Source organism: Paraburkholderia sp. UYCP14C, assembly GCF_004197395.1.
In the GTDB taxonomy this organism is placed as follows: domain Bacteria; phylum Pseudomonadota; class Gammaproteobacteria; order Burkholderiales; family Burkholderiaceae; genus Paraburkholderia.
Window position 1 is genome coordinate 1 of record NZ_SELS01000248.1, and the last position, 1,414, is coordinate 1,414.

Genomic DNA, 1,414 nt, shown 5'->3' on the forward strand with positions numbered 1-1,414 from the left:
AAACATCACGCGGCACTTTCTTGGGAAGAACTGCCAGCCTTTGTCCATGACCTGGAGCAACGTCCCCGGCGTGCCGCGCGGGTACTGCATCTGCTCATCCTGACGGCGACGCGTACGAATGAGGTGCGTTTTGCGCGGCCTGAAGAATTCGATCTGGACCATCGTATCTGGTCCATTCCCGGCGACCGCACGAAAAGCGGCCGACCGCTCCGCGTGCCGCTTTGTGAGCGAGCGGTCGAAATAGTGCGCAGCGCATTGCCGAAGGCGAAATACGGTTATCTGTTTCCCGGCTGCAAGGAAGGGCGACCGTTGTCAAACATGGCGATGTTGACTCTTCTGAAACGCATGTCGTGGCTCGGAATCACCGTTCACGGATTTCGTTCATCGTTCCGGGACTGGGTCGCCGAATGCACGGACTATCCGGATTCGCTTGCGGAAGAAGCATTGGCGCACGTCATTACTTCACAGACGGTGGCCGCCTATCGGCGCCGAGATCAACTTGAGCGACGGCGTCTGATGATGGAGGAATGGGGTTTGTACTGCGCTGGTCGGCTGCCGCTTGCCGAGTCAACGAGGGTGGCCGTGCCGTAGACATTTTCCGCCTATGCCAACGGTGCCTCTGTATCGGCAACCGCGTATGGCTGGGCGGGCACGTTGATGGTGTGGTGGCAGTGTGGACAAGCGTCTAGAATTGAAGCGTTGGCTCTTTAGGGCGCCAAAAACCGGCGCTAGCCTATCCTGCTGTAAGGACTTTCGCTGTATGTCAACTGCGGTTTATGGGCCGTGGATGATCGTCTCCGTTTGTGCTTTGATGCGCACGGGTTACTCAATCTATTTGCGCTTTCAGCCCTCTCGTTACGCAGGGTTGCTGCACGTGTGACACGTTTTTCTGCGCTGCGCGTTGGCACCGCTCGTAATCAATGCTCATTCTATTTGTGCGGGCTGCTACCTACCGACTTCACGGGTATGCGGGGGATTTGCGCGAAGGGGTGAACCTCTGCGCACGACGTTTGCCCGGTACGGTGTACGACCTGATTTTTAATGTTCGCGTGATTTGCGATTCCTTTGCCGCGAAGCTGTAGGTGCTGCGCGTGTGCCTGGCAGTAGAGGCGGCAGACTGCATCCCTGTAATCGGCCTTCTTGCGCCAGAACTGCCGGCGCGGGCCACCATATCGAAGCCGCACGGGAACTCCCAATTCCATCCGAGACGCAGCCTGCGCAGTGGGGATCAACCGCCGCGGAATGGGGCTGGCCAGCAGGATAGCCGGGGTTTGTTCCCGTTCGGTCTGACCTCATGTTGCTATTGCACGTTGCAGCGTGGCGGGAAGTGCGCGGTATTACACGGTCGCAGCCGGCGCGCGATAGCGCTGCCAGGCGAGCGGATCGTAGGCTTCGTCGTGAGCTAGCATCGCCC

At 59.0% G+C, this 1,414-nt stretch carries 1 protein-coding gene; it reads left to right on the plus strand.

Annotation, left to right across the window (positions count from 1 at the left end; translation table 11 throughout):
* The coding region (locus EVC45_RS44620) for a site-specific integrase (protein WP_168991680.1) at positions 1–591 on the plus strand (591 nt) is incomplete at its 5' end.
* Positions 592–1,414 lie beyond the last annotated feature (823 nt).